This window comes from Aquimarina aggregata (assembly GCF_001632745.1).
GTDB lineage: Bacteria > Bacteroidota > Bacteroidia > Flavobacteriales > Flavobacteriaceae > Aquimarina > Aquimarina aggregata.
Genome location: NZ_LQRT01000060.1, coordinates 44,394 through 63,993, shown reverse-complemented (window position 1 = coordinate 63,993; position 19,600 = coordinate 44,394). Strand labels below are relative to the sequence as shown.

Below are 19,600 nucleotides of genomic sequence, written 5' to 3'. Positions count from 1 at the left end.
TGTTTTATTAGATTATTCATCTCTTAACGCATCTACAGGATTGCTGTTGGCTGCAGTAAAGCTTTGCCAGCTTACTGTTAATAGTGTTATCCCTAATGCCATAATCCCTGCTAATGCAAATATCCACCAGCTTAGATCAGTTTTAATTGCAAAATTGGATAACCATGAGTTCATTGTATACCAAGCAACCGGAACAGCAATAAAAAAGGCAATTCCTACCCATTTAATAAAATCTATATTTAATAGTTTTAGTATTTTAAAAATACTGGCTCCATTGACCTTTCTGATCCCTATTTCTTTTTTACGTTGTATACATGTGTATGAGGTTAATCCAAAAAGACCTAGAGCCGCAATAAAAATTGCCAGTGCTGTAAAAATTCTAAAAGCACTACTAAATTTGGCATCTTCATCATATTGTGCTTGAAATTTTTTATCGATAAAGGTGTAACTAAAAATACTTTCGGGAAATACTTCTGACCAAACTTTTTCTAATTGTGTGATTGCGCTTTGATACCCTGATATAGCTATAATATTTGGATCTAACTTTACTAATACATTGTCTCTAGTGGGTTGTTGCCTCATCATCATTGGTTGCACAGGGGTTTTTAGTCCAAAATGATGGTAATCTTTTACAACTCCTATAATAGTCCAATCTATACCCCAAAACTTTACTGTTTTATTTATCGCTTCTAATGGATTAGAAATACCTATTTCCTTTGTGAATTTTTCATTGATCACCATGTCTCTTTTAGTACCTTTTCCTCTACTATTGGATTGAAAAGTTGTTCCAGCTAAAAATTCAATATCCATAATATCGAAGTAATCCGCTTCTACCTTATAGTTATAGTATACTTTGTTTCCTTCTTCGGTACCGTCTGGATAGGTAATACCCATAAAAGAAGATAAGTTTTCATATCCATCTCCTGGATAAGTTTGTGCAGTTGTTGCATACTTTACAACAGGTAGTTTTTTCATTTCTGCGCTTAGTGCAGAAAACTCATTTAAAAGTATAGAATCGGATGTTTTACTTAAAATTTCTCCATGAATCGCTATTATATGATTTAGATCTGAGCCAATGGGTTGATCTTTCATAAAATTAATTTGCTTTGTCACCACAATAGTTCCGATTAACAATACAATGGTTGCTAAGAATTGTGTGATGATTAGTCCTTTTCTTATATGTAACCCACTAGCAGAAGTACGAACTTTACCTTTTAGTGCTCTTGATGGAGAATAACTACTTAAAAGAATTGCAGGATATACTCCTGCCAATATCATCCCAAAAAGAATTATCCCTATTATTAATAGTATACCAGTTAAACTACTTACCTCAAAGGTTAATGCTTTTCCTGTAAAAGAATTGTACAATGGAAGCACTATAATAGCAATTACTATTGCTACTAGTATAGCCAGTCCATTTAGAATTACAGATTCTAATAGCGACTGCCCTATGAGCTGTCGTTTATGTGCTCCTGCTACTTTTCTAATACCAACTTCTTTGGCTCTTTCTAGAGATTTAGTAGTTGAAAGGTTAATATAATTTAACCAAGAAAGAATTAAGATAATAAATGCAATTGCCATTAAAAACTTTACTCGTGTTACGCTGCCATTAGCTTCTGCCTCATAGGGTTTATTAGAGTATAGATGTATATCCTGTATGGGCTCTATATTATGCCGCTCATCTGGATCATCTTCAAAATCACTTTCTATTATTTTTTTTTGAAGTAATCCTATATCTGCATTTTTATCTAGTTTTAGATAGGTAAAATAATTATTTCGACTCCACTCGAGTTCTTTTTGACCATCGAATTCATCCCATGTTTTTATTGTTTTAAAAGACAATAAATAATTGATTTTAAAATGGGTGTTTTCGGGAACATCTGCCATTACACCAGTTACTGTAGCCAAGGTTGGAGATCCCCAAAAAATAGATATGGTTTTACCGATAGGGTTTTCTTTACCAAAGAGTTTTTGAGCTACTGTTTGGGTAAGTACAATAGAGTTTGGCTCTTTTAATGCAGTTGCAGTATCTCCTTTAATTAGACTTTGATTGAAAATATCGAAATAAGACGGATCTGCTAAGCTACCGCGGGTTTCTTCTAACGTTTGCTCCCCTATTTTAAAAGTAACTTTATCCAATTGATAAAATCGTACAAAATCCAATACTTCTGGAAACTCTTGTTTAAATGTTGGTCCAGAAAGATTATAGGATTGCGCATCACCTGCTACAAAAGTATCGCCTTCTAAATAATCCATATACACCCTGTATACGTGTTCAGATCCTTTAAATTGATCATAACTACGTTCATAATTAACATAGACCATAATCAAAATAAAGGAAGCCACTCCTATTGCTAATCCAGATATATTAATAAAAGAATAGAGCTTATGCTTTAAAAGGTATCGAACGGCTATTTTAAAATATAAAGTATACATAATTTTCGTTTCCTTTTATTAATAAATTATTCAGAACGCAAACTTTTTACAGGATTTTGCAATGCGGCTTTAATAGTCCCAAAACCAATTGTTCCCAAAGCAATACCAATGGCAGATAATCCTGCAGCTATAAAAAACCATATGCTTAGGTCCATTCTGTAAGAATACTCTTGTAACCATTGGTTTGAATACCACCAAGCCACTGGTATAATAATTATAAATGAAATGATTACCAGTTTAACAAAATCTTTGGCCAATAGTACTATTAATGAAAATACACTTGCTCCAATTACTTTGCGCACACCAATCTCTTTGGTACGCATATTAACTACCAAAAGTGATATGGCTAGTAAACCGATACAACTTAACAACACTGCAATCGCAGCACCACTAGTAATAATCGTGATCATTATCCTCTCTTTTTTAAAAGTCCTATCAATATTTTCGTTTAAAAAGGATCCCAAAAACGTAGCGTTTGGCTCTAATTTTTTCCAGATACTTCTAATGTGATCATATGTTTGGGATATATTGGTAGGTGCTATTTTAAAATAGGCATATCGTACATCTTTTTGACTGCTCATGAATAGCGTCATTGGTGCTATTGTCTGATCTAATTTTTTGAAATTGAAATCTTTTACGACTCCTACAACAGTATAATCAATACTATTCATTCTGAGTTTTTTTCCGATAGGATCTGTTTCTTGAAGCTCCTCTACCATGGCTTCATTAATGACTACTGATAAGCTATCAGACCCGAAACTACGATCGAAGGATCTACCAGAAAGTAATTTTATATCTAAAGTTTTTAAATAATCATAATCAACTATGAACATATGACTTCGCGCTTGCCGATTTTTATAATCAAAACCTATCTGACTGGTATATTGACTCCCGTCTCTTCCTCTTCCTAAATTACCTCTAGATGCGGTTATGTTAATAATATCAGGTTGATCCTTAAACTCTTCTCTTAATAGGTTTACCAGTTTATACCCGTTTCTCTTTCCGTTAAGCGGCACAGAAATTACTTGTTCTTTATTAAAACCTAAATCTTTCGTTCGCATATATTGTAATTGCCCTCTCAATACAAAAGTTCCGCTTATCAAAAGGATTACGATTGCAAATTGTATGATCATGAGTATATCACGAACCCTGTCTCTACCATTAATTTGCACTTTACCCTTAAGAGCTTGTAACGTTCCTAGTTTACTAAGTAATAGTGCAGGGTATCCTCCAGTAATCCCCGTTAACAAAAGGAAGATCACCCCAAAAACAAATATTGTACCTAATGACAACGTGTTATTAAAGGTTGCTCCAGTATTAAACAAAGATTTGAATTCGTCTAGCAGTAAGAAACTTAAAAAACCTCCTAAAAGAAGTGTTACCAAAAACACTAATACGCTTTCACTCCAAAATTGTAAAAACACATGTTTTTTTCCAGCGCCTAACGTTTTACGCATACCTATTTCTTGTAATCTGTTGGTGCTTTTTGCGATACTCATGTTTACAAAATTTACACAAGCTATAAAAAGTAAAAGAATTGCTATCCCAAGTATAACATAAGGCAATGCTCTACTTACTACTACCTCATTTTTTTTATAATTGCTAAAATGAGCATCTTTAAATGAGTTTAACTTTAATTGAACAAATTGTCCATTTTCATCTGGAGAAGCTCCATCTCTTTTTGTGTTCTCTATTTCTTCCTTGAAATGAAGGTTTACTAAGGATCTTGTGCTTTTTTCAAACTGAGATACAGAAACCCCTTCTTGAAGTTCCATATATACTTCGTGATTCGAATGATCCCATCTATTCTTCACTTCGTGATATCTTGGAGAATCCTTAAAATTACCTAAAACACCTATCTGTATCGTACTATTATCTGGCACATCTTTTAGGATAGCCGTAATAACAAATGGTGTCTTTTTACCTTTTATTAATAAATCTATTGTTTTGCCTATAACATCACTATTTCCAAAAATAGTGGTTGCCATTTTATTGGTCATAACAACGGTATTGGCTTCTTGAAGTAGCGTATCTTGATTTCCTGTCTCTAATGGAAATGAGAATATTGAGAAAAAATCAGGATCCACCCATGTCATATCCACGGTAAGTTCTTTCTTATTATGTAGTAATAAGGTATGTCCATCTAGATATCTTGAAATTTTACTTATTCCTGGTACTTCATCTTTTAAAGCCGTAGCAAGTGGCATTGGCTGTGGTACATTAATATCGTTACCTCCTGGTATTTGCCAATCTGAGTATAGTTGATAAACAGTGTCGCCTTTTTTATGAAAATTATCATAAGAAAGCTCAAAAAAAGCAGCCATGCTCAATAATATTGCTACTCCAATTGCAACAGATAAGCCAACAATATTAAGCAAGGTAAAAGCCTTATTCTTTAATAGATTACGCCAAGCAATTATAATATGATTTTTAAACATAATTTTTTGTTTTATTGATGATGATAACTACTCTGTCCTCAAACTTTTGATAGGATTTGCGGTTGCTGCTTTTAATGCTTGATAGCTTATTGTCACAAAAGTGATTAGAACTATACTTCCTATTGCCAAGGCAAATATCCACCAGTCTATTGCGATTCTATATTGATAATTTTGAAGCCAGTTATCCATAAAATACCATGCTAATGGTGATGCGATAATACCTGCAACAAAAATGAGTTTAAAGAAATCTTGTGTAAACAAGATCAAAATATCACTTACCTTACTTCCTAGTACTTTTCTAATACCTATTTCTTTTTTACGTTGAGCTACAAAAAATGAAATCAATCCATAAAGCCCTAAACAACTAATAAAAATTGCCAGTGCAGAAAACAGTTTTGACATTGATAAAAAGCGTTGTTCGTCGGCATATTGCTCTGCGACACGCTCATCCATGAATGTGAATTCATAAATGTATTTTGGAAATACTTCTTGCCACAATTTTTCGACTTCTGCCAAGGTAGATTTTGCGTTTTTACCTTGAATTTTAATTGCAAAATTAGAGTACCCACTAACGTAAGGTGCTATAAAAATTGGACTAATACTTCTTTGAAAATTGCGATCATGAAAATCTGCAACAACACCTACAATGGTACCTTTGGTATCTCCTCCATTTACTTCTATTCTCTTTCCGATTAACTCATCTGGCGACTCAAGTCCTAATTTTTGAGCTAGCCTTTCATTTACTACTAATTCTGTTACCGAATCTGTTGGGAAAAAGTTACGTCCTGCAATTATTTCTAATCCAAAAGTTTTGATGTAATCAGCATCGGCTAGTTTAGCCGAAATTGAGAATTCTTCTGCCTCTGCTCGGTTATTGTATTTTATTCCTGTACCCCAATTATTGTAAGAAGCTCCTGGGCTAGATAAGCATGCTGTCATTTTTTCTACTCCAGAAAGTTTCGTAATACGTTCCTTTAATCCTTTTAACTTAACATATTTTATATCTTCTGGAATCTCGATCATTATAATGGCATCTTTTTCAAAACCTAAATCAGCATTAACAGCATAGTTTATCTGCTTTCCGATAATAACTGTAGCTACTATAAGAACAATTGAAATTGTAAACTGTGCGGTTACCAAGATTTTTCTAGTTAGTTTTCCACCAGTATCTTTTTCAGTTAGTTTTCCTTTAAGTGCTAAGGTGGGAAGGATTCTTGCTAATAATATTCCAGGATAGCTACCTGCAAAAAGAGCAACTATTACGAGCAATATTATTATAAAACCTATTATTTTGAATTCTAGTAGTGATTGTATAGAAAGATCAAGTCCAAAAAGTGTATTAAATGATGGTAAAGTTGCAGCTGCAATTACTAAACCAACTACCATAGCAAAAAGGCTAATAATAAACGTCTCTGAAATAAACTGCCAAAAAAGATGTTGTCTAAAACCTCCTAGTACTTTTCGAATTCCAATTTCTTTAGAACGTGTAAATGCTTGTGCAGTAGAAATATTTATAAAGTTAATACAGCCAACTACAATTAAGAAAAAACCTATTAAAGAGAAGATCCAAAGCAGATTAACATTTATTCCTCCATATTTATTATTAAAATGTATATCATTAAGCGCTTGCAATTTATAACGATGTACATTTTTACTTTTAGAACGATGCTTCGTCACCAATTCTACTAGTCTATTTTCTATTTGAGCAATATTTTGATTAGGCCTTAATAATGTAAAACACATTAAGCTACTATTAATACCACCCCAAGAGCCACTAGACACAAAATCATCATAACTTTTTAATGTTTTAAATGATGGAAAAATACTAGCTTCTATAAGTGTTCTCTCTGGTAAATTTTTAAGAACCCCGATTACAGAAATGGTTTGATTATTATCAAGAACAAAAGTTTGCCCTAATGCATTTTGATCTCCAAACATTTTTTTAGCAAATCTCTCTGTTATATATGCCGTATTTGGTTCTGCAAGTGTTTGATCTCCTAATTTTTCTAATAAAGGAAAATTCAAAATATCAAAAAACTCAGGTTCTGCAAATGCAATATCTTCTTTAAAACGTTTTTCCTCATTACCATCAGAGCCATTAACTTGCCAATTTTTTCTGATATAAAAACTAGCTACTTTTTCTGCATAATCATAATCCAACTCAAACGCTTTTGCAAACCCTGGAGGAACAGCTGCATCATATTCTATATCATCACGATGTTCTTCGGTTACGACACGGTAAATACGATCCGCATTATTATGAAATGTATCAAATTGCAGATGATGGCTAACATATAAGAATATCAAAGTAGTACATCCAAATCCCAATGCCAATCCAAGAATATTAATAAAGGCAAATACTTTTCTCTTACGAAGGTTTCTCCAGGCGATTTTTAAGTGATTTTTAAACATAGTTTTGTTTTTTTGATAACCCTGAAGGTTTAAAAAAAATCTTCGGGGTTATCATGACTTTATTCTGTTCTTAAACTCTTTATAGGGTTTACAATAGCAGCTTTAATACTTTGATAACTTACAGTAAGTATAGAAATGATTATGGCCAAAAAAGCAGCAGTAGCAAATACTCCCCATCCAATTTCTATTCGGTACGAAAAGTCTTCTAACCATTTATTCATAGCATACCAACCAAGCGGTAATGAAACCAGAATAGCGATTCCTACTAGTTTCAGAAAATCTATAGTTAGTCTATATGAGATTTGACTAACACTTGCTCCCAATACCTTTCTCACTCCTATTTCTTTGGTCCGTTTTTCTGCATTAAAGGCGGCTAATCCAAATAATCCTAAACATGCAATTAAAATAGAGAGTATCGTAAATGTTATAAAAACACGTCCTAACCGTTTTTCCGCTTGATAAGTATCATTAAAAGAATCTTCTAAAAATCGATAACTAAAGGGTTGACCTGGAGCTACTCGATTCCATATATTCTCGATATTTGCAATTGTATTTGAAAAATTACCTGGCGCTAATTTAACAGACATTGATCCCGAAGAGCTGCTTAAATTAAGACTTAATGCGCCTATATCTTCTCGTAATGATTCAAAGTGAAAATTCTTAACTACACCAATAACCTTAGAAAATTCAGGGTTTTCTGATCCTAATTCTCGAGACAACCTAATTCCTAATGCCTCTTCGGGCTGTAAGCCCATAATTGCAACTGCAGATTCATTTAAAATAATTGCCGAAGAGTCAGCGCTAAACGCCTTATTAAAATCTCGTCCTGCAATAATTTCTATCTTAAGTGTATTTAAATAATCATGATCTACATCCCACGTCTGCATGTTTATTGCATTTTCTTGTTCTGTAGATCCATCTTTGAAGAATGAAGAATTATTCCTATAAGAAGGTGTGGGTAAGTAACCACTTAGAGATACACTTTCTACTTGTCCAAGCTTCTGAACCTCTTCTTTAAAAGAAGTAACTTGATTTCCTGCTGCATATGCATCATTAACAATTAAAACTTGATCTTTGGTATAACCAATATCCTTATTTTGAATAAATTCTAATTGTTGAAACACAACTAAGGTGCTTACAATCAGAAAAACCGATATTGCAAACTGAAAAATTACTAATGAATTTCTTATCCGACCTCCGCCATTACTGACTCCTGCAGATCCTTTTAATACTTTTACAGGTATAAATTTAGACATAAAGAACGCCGGATAGCTTCCAGAAAAAATACCGAGTACAGCTGTAGCTAAAAATACTATAAACCAAAATATAGGGTTTGTAAAAGGTATTGCAATTGTTTTTCCTGATAGTGTATTAAAAAAAGGGAGTGCTATTACAGCCAAGAGTATTGATAAGACTAGTGAGATAAAAGAAATAATCGCTGATTCTGTTAAAAATTGCTTTATTAAACCAAATCTGCTAGAACCCAAGGTTTTACGAACACCAACCTCTTTTGCTCTTTTAAGAGAATGTGCCGTAGATAAATTCATAAAGTTTACACTGGCTAAAAGAATTAAGAAAACACCAATAAAAGAAAGAATATATACATTTTGCATACTACTATTTGGACTCAATTCTGTAATTCTGTTGGAATGTAAATGGATATCTGTCAATGGCATTATACTATAATTAATATAGTTGCCAGAAGCGATAAATTGTTCTTTGGTTATTCCAGGATAAAAAGCTTGAGCATAAGGAATAATATATTTATCTATCATTGACTCTAATAAAAAATTAAAATCATCAATATTCGTGTCTTTAATAAGTTTAACAAAAGTGAAATAATTATGGCTAGTCCATTCCATCGCTTGTGCATCTTCATATCCCGACATAGCCATAAAAACACTGCGATCTTTTAGAAAAGAATTTTGTGGAAGATCATCCATAATACCCGTTATGGTATATGTTTCAGAATTTTCTAGTACAACCAGCTGTCCTAATGCTTCATCTAATTTGAAATGCTTTTCTGCGGCACTTTTTGTTAACACCAAAGTATTTGGTTTAGTTAAAGCTGTTTTGACATCTCCATACAATAATTCAATACCAAACATTTCAAAAAAAGTAGCATCTGCATAGGTGCCTTGTAATTCTTTTGCATTTAACTCAGCATTGCTTTTTTTGATCAATACACTCCCTATATTTCTAAATCTTGTGGTGACTTTTACTTGAGAAAAATCATTTTTCATTGCTGCTGCCATTGGCGCAGATACTTCTGCCGATTCGTGCGCGTCACCACCAAATTTAATATCAGCATTTACTCTATAGATTTGATCAGAATCAGCAAACATTGTGTCATAACTTAGTTCATCATAGATATATAATGAAATAAGTAAGCCTCCTGCCATTCCGATAGCTAATCCAAAAGTGTTCAGAAAAGTAAAAAAGGGTTGTTTTTTAAGACTTCGCCAGGCAATTTTAAGATGATTTTTAAACATAATTATTCTTTTTTGATGATGATATTACTCAGTACGTAAACTTTTTATAGGGTTTACTATCGCTGCTTTTATTGATTGATAACTTACTGTTATTAGAGCAATAGCAAGTGCAACAACTCCTGCTAAAACAAAAATCCACCATGAGATCTTTATTCTGTAGGCAAAATCCTCTAACCAATTATTCATAAAGTACCAGGAAATTGGCACTGCTAAAACGATAGCAATTAAAACCAGCTTTAGGAAATCCTTAGAAAGTAATGTTGTAATACTAGTTACAGATGCTCCTAAAACTTTACGAATTCCAATTTCTTTGATTCTATTTTCTGCCATGTAACTAGCAAGACCAAATAAACCTAGACAGGAAATAAAAATGGTAAGCAATGTAAATAAGCTTACGAGCTGACCTGTTCTTTTTTCATCGTTAAATTTTTGAGCATATTCCTGATCTACAAATTCGTATTCAAATGGATATTCGGGGTTGTATTTTCGAAATACACTTTCTACTTTGGCAAGACTTTCTGAAGTGCTATTTGCTGTATTGAGTTTTATATGGATTATATTAAACCAAGCTTTGGCACCTTCTATCACCATTGGGTCTATCTTTTGAAACGGAGATTCTAACACAAAATCTTTTGCAACTCCTACAATATGCCAGTCTATACCGTTATCTTTTACAATCTGACCAATAGGCTCATCAAAATTCATTAGTGCCGCGGCAGACTCATTAATAAGTACTGCCGTAGAATCTGTTGGATACATATCTAAATCCAGATCACGACCTTCAACAATTTCTACACCTAAAGTTTCTGACACATCTTCATCGGCTACGAACCTTTGGATTATGATCTTATTTTCTTCGTTTTTTCCTTGCCATTCAAACCCCCAAGTATTGCTCCAACCCTCAGTAATTGGAGAACTAGTTCTCGTTATTGAAGTGGCAGCTCCAGAAGCCAATAATTCTTCTTTAATGAGGGCATAATTTTTTTCTACATCACCTTCTATTGACGTATAAACTAAATTGCTTTTAGAATAACCCGTTTGTCTGTCTTGTACTTTTTTTAACTGTTGTGCTACAATCATACTAGAAGTAATCAATATAATCGCAGCAGAAAATTGAAGAACCACCAAAACTTTTCTTGGTGTAACCGCAGCATTTGACTTAATAAATGTTCCTTTTAATACAGAAGAAGGTTTAAACCCTGAAAGAAACAACGCAGGATAGCTACCCGCCAAAAGACCAGTAAAACATATTACCCCAAAAGCCGATATCCAAAATCCAACATTAGTCAAATCTAATGATAATGGTTTTTCTACTAATGCACCAAAATGAGGTAATCCAATTATAACGAATATAAGGGCAAATACCGCTGCAATGAATGATATGAATATTGATTCTCCTAAAAACTGACTTACAAGTGCCAATCTTCTTGCTCCTACAACTTTTCGTACGCCTACTTCTTTTGCTCTTTTCTCACTTCGAGCTGTACTCAAGTTCATAAAATTTATACAGGCAATTATCAAAATTATGCTTGCTATGATACCAAACATTCTAATCACATCTATTCTACCTCCTATTTCCTTACCATTTTCAAAGTTCGAATACAACCAGGAACGTGTAAATGGGTACAAGTACGTTACCATTTCTGGAGAGTCTTTGTCATACACTTTTCTTAAGCCTTCTATTCGTTTTATGAACGCAGCATGATCGGCTTCTTTTTTAAGCATTACAAAAGTGGCAATAGAATTATTGCTCCAATTTTTATCATCCCATCCACGTTGTTTTAAAAATGCCCAAGGCATCAAAAAATCAAATTCAAAAGCTGTACTTGATGGTAAATCTTTTAAAACTCCACTAATCGTAAAACTATCGGTGTTATCTACTTTTACTATTTTACCTACTGCGGGTACGTTACCAAACATTTTTTTTGCAAAAGATTCTGTAATAACAACCGAATTAACATCCTCTAGAACAGTTTCTATGCTTCCTTCTAACAAAGGGAAACTAAACATTTTCAGAAAATCTGGGTCTGTTATAATTCCGTTACCGTTTATTCGTACATCACCTTGTGCAAATAAAAACTCAGAATCTTCTTGTAATCTTACTGCACTTTCAACTTCTGGATAATCCTCTTGGATGATGGGTCCCATGATTTTAGGAGTAGAATTCCATGTCCATATCTCTCCATTTACCGGATGTTGATTATACACTTGATAAATTCTATTTTTATTTTCATGAAATTGGTCCATCCCGATTTCAAAATTCACCCAAATCACTATGAGTGTCGTTACCGCAAGACCAATAGAAAGTCCAACAATATTTAATACAGAGAAACTCTTGTTTCTGAGTAAATTTCGCCAAGCGATTTTTAGATAGTTTTTAAACATGATATTGTGATTTGATAATATGGTTCAGACCACAAAGGTTTTAAAAACCTTTGTGGTCTATTACGCTATTCTGTTCTTAAACTTTTTACGGGATTTGCCATTGATGCTTTTATTGCATGAAAGCTTATCGTTAAAATTGCTATTGCAAGTGCTATCATACCTGCCATACCAAATACCCACCAATTTACGTCTACCCGATATGCATACCCTCCTAACCACTTATGCATAGCGTACCAAGAAAAAGGTGTCGCTATAACGACCGCGATAAGTACCAATTTGATAAAGTCTTTTGACAATAATTTTACAATACTCGAAGCTTCTGCACCCAATACTTTACGTATACCAATTTCTTTGGTTCTTTGCATGGCACTATAAATTGCTAAGCCTAATAAACCTAAACAAGCAATTAAAATGGCTAGAAATGAAAAGATGGTAAATAACTTTTTAAACTTAAAATCAGCTTCATATTGTGTATTAAAAGAATCATCCAAAAAGCTATATAAAAATGGACGATGTGGAGCCAAAGCAGCCCATTTATCTTTTATATCCTTAATAGTTTTCTGAAGGTTTTGGGATTTTATTTGTAATGAAAAGTATCTACTACTGCTAGGTTCTAATCGTAGTGTTAAGGGAGCTACTTTTTGGTGTAAGGATAAATAATTAAAATCTTTAACTACCCCAATAATTGTACCTTCTTTACCCCATTGCTCAAATTGTTTTCCTATAATTTCAGATGGATCTGTATATCCAAAACTTTTTACAGCAGCTTCATTAATTATCATCGAAGAAATGGTATCTGTTGCAAAATTTCTAGAATAAGCTCTACCTGCGACTATTTCAATATTATAATGAGGTATAAAATCAACATCTATTTCGTATAAGAAAGGATCAAAATTTTTCATCGGCCCTTCTTTTGTCTCTATATTAGTTCCTGCCGCGGGAAAATGACCTCCTGGAACAGTTCGTGAGGCTGAAACTGAACTAATATCTGGATGATTTAAAAACTCTCTTTTAATGGTTTCTATATTATCACGTACTTGACCATCCCAGTTGAAATCTATAACTAACTGTTGTTCTCTATCAAAACCTAAGTTCTTATTTAGCATATAGTCTAACTGAGAATATACTATTACAGTACTTGCAATTAAAGCGATCGAAAGACTAAATTGAAATATAACAAGCCCCTTTCTAAGATTAACTCCTTTTTTTGAAGTGCTAAAAGTTCCTTTAAGTACACTTGATGGTTTAAAGTTAGATAATATAAAAGCAGGATAACTCCCCGCTAATATTCCTGTAATAAATGCTGTTGCAAAATATAATGACAGCGTAAAACCATTAAAAATTTCTCTGATTAGAAATTGCTTTCCTGTTATTGTATTCATCCAAGGAAGACATATCATCACCAATACCAAACCTAGTACTGCGGATAACATACCCATAAGTAATGACTCTCCTAAAAACTGATAAATCAATCCTTTTTTATCTGCTCCAATTACTTTGCGTACTCCAACTTCTTTTGCTCTGTCTAACGAACGGGCAGTAGCAAGATTCATAAAATTAATAGAAGCAATTACGAGTATAAAAAAGCCAATAATAATAAAAATGTAAATGTTAGATAAGTTACCTGTAATTCCTGGTTGTCGAGCAGCTTTAGAATTTAAATACATATCTTTTAGTGGCTCAAATGAAAGATCATAATAGTATTGAGCATCTCCAGCGGGTCTGTTTTTTTTCAGAAAATCTGGCATCTTATCTTGAAATGCCGTTTGATCAAAATTATCGTTTACCAAAAAATAGGTATAAAAATCAACATATCCCCAAGCATCAAAAATACCTGGTCTAGTTTGGTAAAAGGAGCTCATAGACATAAGGATATCAAAAGAAAAATGTGAATTAGATGGTACATCTTTCATTACACCTGTAACCGTGTATACGCCATCATTGGCTCTACCACCAACCCCATCAATACTTTTTCCCATTGGATCCTCATTACCAAAATACTTTTTTGCTATGCTCTCGGTTAACACTATAGAATATGGAGCTTTTAAAGCGGTCTCTGGGTTTCCTGAAATTAAAGGCCAACTAAATACATCGAATACCGTTGGGTCTACATAAAAACAATTGGCTTCTTGGAAAGAACGTTCATTATAATCTAACAGCACATCAGATCTTCCTGAAAATTGAACTGTTTCAATAACTTCAGAAAAATCACTTTTTAAAGCTTTTCCAACTGGCGCATTACCCCATATCCATCTATCATCTAAATTATCTTTGCTACTATGGTGAACAACTCTATATATATTATCACCATTTTCATGATAACTATCATAAGAAAGTTCATTCCTCACAAACAACGTTATCAATAAAAAACAAGTCATGCCTATAGCCAGACCTCCAATATTTATAGCAGAATATCCTTTGTTTTTTAAAAGATTTCTCCAAGCTATTTTGATATAATTCTTAAACATGATTTTATTTCTTTGCTAAACCCCTAAGGTTTTAAAAACCTTAGGGGTTCTGTTTGATTTTATTCTGTTCTTAAACTTTTTACAGGATTAACTACTGATGCTTTTATGGCATGAAAACTCACTGTTAATAATGCTATAACAATTGCTAAAACCCCTGCTAATCCAAACATCCACCATTGTATGGTTATTCGATATGCAAAATCGCTTAACCAATAATCCATGATAAACCATGCGATCGGTGATGCTATTAAAAAAGCGATCACTACCAGTTTTAGAAAATCTTTAGATAGTAATCGTACTACTTCGGTAACTGAAGCTCCTAATACTTTTCTAACGCCTATTTCTCTTTTTCTTTGAAGTGTACTGTACGCGGCAAGTCCCAATAAACCTAGACAGGAAATAAGAATTGCTAATATTGCAAAATTTAAAAACAAGTCTCCAAATCGTTCTTCGGTACGGTATTGTTCATCAAAAAATTCATCTAAAAAATAATAATCAAATGGCTCTGTAGGTAATATAGAGCTCCATTGACTCTCAATAGAGGCAATTGTTTGTTTTATATTTTGCCCAGCAATTTTAACCGCTATAAGATCATTTCTATCCGATTCTATTCTCATGGTCATCGGACTGATATTTTGTTGTAAAGATCTAAAGTGAAAATCCTTTATTACTCCTATAACTTGTCCTTCTCTTCCCCATTGTTTGAATTTGGCTCCAATTGCTTCTTCGGGGTTACTGTACCCCATTATTTTTGCTGTTTCTTCATTAATTACCATTGCTTCTGTTGAATCGGTGGCAAATTCTTTTGAGAAACCTCGTCCTGCAGCAAGTTCTAATTCAAATTGAGAGATATAATCATAATCCACAAAATAGAGCGCAAGATTGGCTGCTTGAAGTTCTCCCGCTTTATTTTCAATTTCTGAATACGCATTAGAATTTCCTCCTCCAGGTACACTAGAACCAAGACTTGTAGATTTTACACCAGGTAATTTTTCAATAGCATTTTGAAATGCCAATTGTTTAGGAGAAGCGTTTGTTTCTAAAATTAACAATTGTTCTTTACTAAATCCCAATTCTTGATTACGCATAAAATTGGTTTGATTGTAAATAATTATGGTTCCGATAATTAATGCAATGGATATTGTAAATTGTGTAGTCACCAATCCTTTTCTTAAGATTGTACCTTGGGTTCCTGTAGAGAAATTTCCTTTAAGAACACTTACTGGTCTGAAAGAAGATAATACAAATGCTGGGTACAACCCTGCAAGGATTCCAATACTCAAAGAAATTGAAAAAAGTATTAATATATTAATACCGCTTGAAAAAACACCCGAGCTTATTATCTTACCAGCAGCGGCATTAAATAAAGGAAGAAATACTACGGATAAAACAATACTAATTATAAACGCAATAATACTTATAATAATGGATTCTCCTACAAATTGCAATGCTAGTTGTCCTTTTTCTGCACCGATTACTTTACGAACCCCAACTTCTTTTGCTCTTTCTACAGAACGTGCTGTGGTTAAATTGATAAAGTTGATACTAGCAATCAAAAGAATAAAAAGTGCTACAATAGAGAAAATGTAAATATTATTAATGTTTCCATCACCTTTTCCCCCACGCGTTGAATGTAAATAGACATCTTCGAAAGGTTCCAAAAAAAGCGTAGCAAACATTTGAAATTCTCTCATTTCTTCTCCACAATTTCTCTCTAAAAAATCTTCAAACTTTGGTTCTAACTGCTCTTTTTTGACGTTTGAATTCACCAAAATGTATGCTGCGGGATCATAATTACCCCAAGCTGTGTTTAGTTCCTTATCCAGATCTTCTGTGAATGTAGTTAAGGATAGTACCATATCTGCGCGGATATGTGAATTTTCAGGAATATCCTCCATCACGCCAGTGATTTTTGTGATATATCCGTCTTCGGTAATTTTTAATGACTGCCCTATTGGATTTTCGTCACCAAAATATTTGTGAGCAGTTGTTTTAGATAAAACAATACTATAAGGCTCTTTAATAACTGTGTTAAGGTCTCCTTGTAATAATTTAAAATCAAACACTTCAAAAAATGCTGGATCTGCTGCGATAGCATTAGATTCTTTGAACTTGATTTCATCATTCCGAACCAACATATTCATATTTAGAATTCGAACAGCAGATTCTATTTCGGAGAATTGTTCTTCTAAATGTGGTGCTACTGCCCAAGCTGGTTGTGATAATTGTAAATGATCCGAGGGTGTTTTTAAATCTGCTACAACTCGATAGATATTGTCTGACTTTGTATGAAAACGATCATAACTTAATTCAAAATTAACATATAATAAAATTAGAAACCCAGCGGTAAGGCCAATTGCTAATCCACTTATATTAATCAGAGAAAAGCCACGTCTTCTCCAAAGGTTTCTTAATGCTATTTTGATATAATTCTTAAACATGATAATTGTTATTTTATAATTTGATTAAGACCTCGAAGGTTTTTAAAATCTTCGAGGTCTGTCAGGTACTTATTCTGTTCTTAAACTTTTGGTAGGATTAGCTGTAGCTGCTTTAAATGCCTGTATCGATACAGTTAATACAGTTATCACCATTGTGATTCCCCCGGCAAGTATGAAAAGCCACCAATCAATCGAAATGCGGTAAGCAAAACCTTCTAACCAATTTTCTAAATAATAATAAGCAAGTGGTGCAGCAATAAGTAGGGCAATTGCGACCAATTTCACAAAATCCTTTGTAAGCATATTAACCACATTTCCTACACTTGCACCCAATACTTTGCGGATCCCAATTTCTTTCTTTTTCTGCTCTGCCATGAATGAAATAAGTCCAAAAAGTCCTAGACAACTAATTAAAATTGCCAAACATGTGAATACAATTGATATTTGACCTAATCGTTTTTCTTCTGCAAATAACTTTTCAACTTCACTATCAATAAAGTGAAACACAAACGGTGTATTTGGATTAGTAGATTCCCAACTTTGTTCTAGATTAGCTAATAGTGTTTTATAATCTTTAGTTTCTGTTTTAACGATTACCCATCCAGGAGCATTTTCATTAAAAAGCATAATTGGAGCTATAGATTCTTTTAGCGATGAGAAATGATAATTATCCACCACACCTACAATCTCGTACTCACTAACCCGACCCTCATACGTTTGAATAAGTTTAGAAGCTAAGGCATTTTCTAAATCAATATTAAATGCATCTATAGTTGCTTTATTAACTACAATTTGGGTACTATCATTTGCTCTTAAATCTCTACCTGCAAGAAATGAAGTTCCTACTGTTTTAAAATAATTATCGCTAACGCCATTGTATTTTACCAAGGTTTGGTTTGCTGGATTACCTCCTGGAAGATGAAGTCCCAAATCTCCCATAATAAATTCTGATGGGTAATGATTACTTCCTGCTGCATCTAATACCCCCGAAACATTTAATATCTGTGATCGTAATGCACTAAATCTGCTCACGGTTTCATCGGTACCTAATCGGATTGCTATGAGATTTTCTTTATCAAATCCCATATCCAAATTTTGTGAATATTTTACTTGCTTATTCACTACTATTACTGCAATAATTAGGGTGATAGAAACTATAAATTGGAAAACGACCAATGCCTTACGGAAATTTCCATTTCCTGATGATACATTAATGGTTCCTTTTAGTACTTTAATCGGTTTTATCGATGACAAAACCAGTGCTGGATATGCACCTGCAAATAAACCGCTAACAATACTTAAAACTACTAATGGTAATAAAGCCTCAATTTGGAACAAAGCAGTATATTCTATATTTCCTTTAGTCAATATATTTACAAAGGGTAATACTACCGCCGTTAAAGGAATACTAATAAGTAATGCCAAAAACGAAAGTAAAACAGATTCTCCTAAAAATTGACGAACTAAAGATCCTTTATTAGCTCCTACTGCTTTTCTAATTCCTATCTCTTTAGCTCGTTTATTAGCTCTTGCTGTACTAAGATTGATGAAATTTACACAGGCAACTAATTGAATAAACAAGGCTAAGATCAACAATAAATATAAATACTGAATATTAGAAACTTTATCAATTTGATTAGATATTCCTTTAGAATACAAATGAATATCTTTTACTTTTTGCAGAAACAAAGATTTATCAAATCCAACATCTGCTAGATTTTGACCACCACGAGTTTGTATAAAATTAGGCAATTTACGCTCTAACTGTTTTTGCTCAGAACCTGGAAGTAACTTTACATAGCTATGTACAAAGTTTTGAGTAGCAAAATTCTGTTCATTTCTTACAAACTCTCCCAATCCAGGAGAATTCATACTTAAAATATAATTTGGATTAAGGTGAGATTTTTTAGTGCTATCGTCAAAAACACCCGTTACTATTACCTTTATTTCATTTTCTCCACTTCCTAACACAAGTGTTTGGTTTTCTGAATTTTGGTTTCCAAATAATTTTTCTTTTAGTGTTGATGATAGTACTATTGTATTTGGTTGCGTTAAGGCTCCCGATGGTCGTCCTTCTACAAATGAATAGTTAAATAGTTTGAAAAAAGTAGAATCGGCAAGATACCCTCTTGATTCATAATAACTATTGTTGCTATTTTGAACTTTGATAAGTGCATCATTACCTTCTCCAAAGTAAACAATTCTACAGGCTTCTACTACTTCTGGAAAATCTTCCTTCATGGCAAAAGCAATAGGTGGAGAGCTTGTTGCCGAATTAAAATCTGCACCACCATTACCATTTCCTGTAATTACTGTGCGTATGCGATACAACGATTCTGTATTTTCATGATGAGTATCATAACCCAACTGTGCTAATACAAAGACAATTATGCTTAAGCAACATATAGTTCCTACTGTAAGTCCTAATAAATTTATGGTGGTCTGAAGTTTATTTTTCAGAAGACTTCTCCAGGCTATTTTGATATAATTCTTAAACATAACTGTCGTTTTTTGATGATGAATTGATT

General features: G+C 33.2%; 8 protein-coding genes. All 8 read right to left on the bottom strand.

The window, feature by feature from the left end:
- Positions 1-12: 12 nt before the first annotated feature.
- Positions 13-2,436: an ABC transporter permease gene (locus tag AWE51_RS24945; protein ID WP_066319865.1), complete on the bottom strand. Its 2,424-nt coding sequence runs from the start codon at positions 2,434-2,436 to the stop codon at positions 13-15.
- 26 nt (positions 2,437-2,462) lie between these two features.
- The gene (locus AWE51_RS24940; protein WP_066319860.1) at positions 2,463-4,874 is read right to left on the bottom strand and encodes an ABC transporter permease; all 2,412 of its coding nucleotides are present in this window, start codon (positions 4,872-4,874) and stop codon (positions 2,463-2,465) included.
- Positions 4,875-4,901: 27 nt separating this feature from the next.
- Entirely contained in the window at positions 4,902-7,286 is a 2,385-nt protein-coding gene (locus AWE51_RS24935; protein WP_066319857.1) for an ABC transporter permease, read from the bottom strand.
- A gap of 59 nt (positions 7,287-7,345) precedes the next feature.
- The gene (locus AWE51_RS24930; protein WP_066319854.1) at positions 7,346-9,778 is read right to left on the bottom strand and encodes an ABC transporter permease; all 2,433 of its coding nucleotides are present in this window, start codon (positions 9,776-9,778) and stop codon (positions 7,346-7,348) included.
- Between the two features lie 24 nt (positions 9,779-9,802).
- Positions 9,803-12,163, bottom strand: coding sequence for an ABC transporter permease (locus AWE51_RS24925; RefSeq protein ID WP_066319852.1), 2,361 nt, complete (start codon positions 12,161-12,163; stop codon positions 9,803-9,805).
- Positions 12,164-12,228: 65 nt separating this feature from the next.
- A complete protein-coding gene (locus AWE51_RS24920; protein ID WP_066319850.1) occupies positions 12,229-14,631 on the bottom strand; it encodes an ABC transporter permease in 2,403 nt (800 codons plus the stop codon).
- 59 nt (positions 14,632-14,690) lie between these two features.
- Positions 14,691-17,072 (bottom strand): ABC transporter permease, encoded by a 2,382-nt coding sequence (locus AWE51_RS24915; protein WP_066319848.1) that lies wholly within the window; start codon positions 17,070-17,072, stop codon positions 14,691-14,693.
- Between the two features lie 69 nt (positions 17,073-17,141).
- On the bottom strand, positions 17,142-19,571 hold the full coding sequence (locus AWE51_RS24910; RefSeq protein ID WP_066319846.1) for an ABC transporter permease: 2,430 nt from the start codon (positions 19,569-19,571) through the stop codon (positions 17,142-17,144).
- Positions 19,572-19,600: the final 29 nt, after the last annotated feature.

Coding starts and splice junctions, on each gene's coding strand:
- AWE51_RS24910 (WP_066319846.1), bottom strand. CDS start 19,571: ATGTTTAAGAATTATATCAAAATAGCCTGGAGAAGTCTTCTGAAAAAT.
- AWE51_RS24945 (WP_066319865.1), bottom strand. CDS start 2,436: ATGTATACTTTATATTTTAAAATAGCCGTTCGATACCTTTTAAAGCAT.
- AWE51_RS24940 (WP_066319860.1), bottom strand. CDS start 4,874: ATGTTTAAAAATCATATTATAATTGCTTGGCGTAATCTATTAAAGAAT.
- AWE51_RS24935 (WP_066319857.1), bottom strand. CDS start 7,286: ATGTTTAAAAATCACTTAAAAATCGCCTGGAGAAACCTTCGTAAGAGA.
- AWE51_RS24930 (WP_066319854.1), bottom strand. CDS start 9,778: ATGTTTAAAAATCATCTTAAAATTGCCTGGCGAAGTCTTAAAAAACAA.
- AWE51_RS24925 (WP_066319852.1), bottom strand. CDS start 12,163: ATGTTTAAAAACTATCTAAAAATCGCTTGGCGAAATTTACTCAGAAAC.
- AWE51_RS24920 (WP_066319850.1), bottom strand. CDS start 14,631: ATGTTTAAGAATTATATCAAAATAGCTTGGAGAAATCTTTTAAAAAAC.
- AWE51_RS24915 (WP_066319848.1), bottom strand. CDS start 17,072: ATGTTTAAGAATTATATCAAAATAGCATTAAGAAACCTTTGGAGAAGA.